The sequence below is a fragment of the Mycobacterium sp. genome (assembly GCF_050701675.1).
Lineage (GTDB): Bacteria > Actinomycetota > Actinomycetes > Mycobacteriales > Mycobacteriaceae > Mycobacterium.
Map to the genome: position 1 here is coordinate 1 of NZ_JBOGDD010000276.1, position 1,705 is coordinate 1,705.

Consider the following 1,705-nt stretch of genomic DNA (forward strand, 5'->3'; position numbering starts at 1 on the left):
GAAGATGGACACCGCCGACTTCATGGAGACCCTGGGGATCCCCGAGGTCCGGTTCACCGCAGCGCTGACTTCGGGGGGCGGCGGCTCGGCTGGCGCGATCGGGCTGGCGCGGGCGGCCATCGTCGCCGGCGACGCCTCGGTGGTGGTCACGGCGATGGCGCTGCAGCAGTCCAAACAGCGGCTGGGATCGGTATTCTCGGCGTTGGAGCCGGATCCGATCAACTCGTTCCTACAGCCGTCCGGGCTATTCGGCCCGGGACATCTGATGTCGGTCATGGCCCGTCGGCACATGCACCTCTACGGCACCCGCCGCGAAGCGTTTGCCGAGATCGCGCTCTCGACACGAAGCAATGCGGCGAACCGGCCGAAGGCAATGCATCGCAAACCGCTCACATTGGATGACTACTTCAACGCCCGGATGATCGCAGAACCGTTGTGTCTCTACGATTTCTGTCAGGAGACCGATGGCGCCGTCGCGGTGATCACCACCAGCATGGATCGGGCGAAGGATCTCAGGCAGCCGCCGGTACCGGTGGTCGCGGCCGCGCACGGTGGGGTGCGTGACTGGGGCAGGGCGTTCGCCTGGATGGGTATGCCCGACGAATACTTCGCCTCCTCGGGCAATGCGCCCATCGCCAAGCGGCTCTACGAGCAGGCCGGCATCGGTGCCGCCGACATCGACGTGGCGTTGCTCTACGACCACTTCACCCCGATGGTGCTCATGCAGCTGGAGGACTACGGGTTCTGCGGCAAGGGTGAGGGGGGCGCGTTCGTCGAGAGCGGCGCCATCCGGTACGACGGCGGTTCGATTCCGGTCAACACCCACGGCGGGCAGCTCTCCGAGGCCTACATCATCGGAATGACCCACATCATGGAAGGGGTCGAGCAGATGCGCGGCACTGCGATCAACCAGGTACCCGACGCCGAACTCGCACTGGTCACCGGCGGGCCGGCAAGCCTGCCGGTCAGCGGGTTGATCCTGGGACGGGCCTCGTGAGCACCGTTGCGGTCTCTGCCCTGGCGACCACCATCCCCGGCGAGCACGTCCGGATCGCGGTCAACAAGGACACCGAACCGTTCTGGCAGGCCGCCAAGGAGCGTCGGCTGGTGGCGCCGAAGTGCGCCGAGTGTCACGCCTTTCGGCTGCCGCCAACGCCGTTCTGCCCGAACTGTCGATCGAAGTCGGTGAATTGGGTCGAACTCAGCGGCAGGGCAACGGTGTACAGCTTCGCGGTGGTGCACGGCTTTCCTGGTATGCCCGATCTGCTCCTGGTGCCCGCGGTGCTGGATCTGCCGGACGCACCCGGTGCGAGGTTGGTGTCCAACGTCGTCGATGTCTCACCGGCCGACGTGTCGATCGGAATGTCGCTGCGGGTGGACTTCTCGCCCATCGCAGACGGGTGGCTGCTTCCGGTCTTCCGCGTCTCGGCGTCCCATGACGTCGAGGAGTGAGCGACGTGTCCGACGACAGCGCACTGCACGAGAAACCACTGGAATTCCTCACCAGCATTGCCAACACCGGTGGATCGTGTGACGGCCAGGCGATCCTGCCCGAGAACGGCCACTTCCGTTGCACGTGCTCGTGCGGAGACTGGGACGTGAACGTCGACGATGCGCAGGAGGGCTTGCGGCAAGCTCGCATCCACACCGGCAGCGCCGTCGATGGTTGACGCGTGCCATCGCACATAGTTAACCTAGTTTGATC

Annotated in this window: 3 protein-coding genes; all 3 read left to right on the top strand. The window is 65.5% G+C overall.

The features are described 5' to 3' along the window. The coding region (locus tag ACRDUX_RS07935; RefSeq protein WP_526412663.1) for a thiolase family protein at nucleotides 1-997 on the top strand (997 nt) is incomplete at its 5' end. Further along, a complete protein-coding gene (locus ACRDUX_RS07940) occupies nucleotides 994-1,452 on the top strand; it encodes a Zn-ribbon domain-containing OB-fold protein (RefSeq protein WP_526412665.1) in 459 nt (152 codons plus the stop codon). The genes ACRDUX_RS07935 and ACRDUX_RS07940, both read left to right, overlap by 4 nt. Nucleotides 1,453-1,457: 5 nt before the next feature. Beyond that, nucleotides 1,458-1,670: a hypothetical protein gene (locus tag ACRDUX_RS07945; RefSeq protein ID WP_526412667.1), complete on the top strand. Its 213-nt coding sequence runs from the start codon at nucleotides 1,458-1,460 to the stop codon at nucleotides 1,668-1,670. The last annotated feature ends 35 nt before the right edge of the window (nucleotides 1,671-1,705 follow it).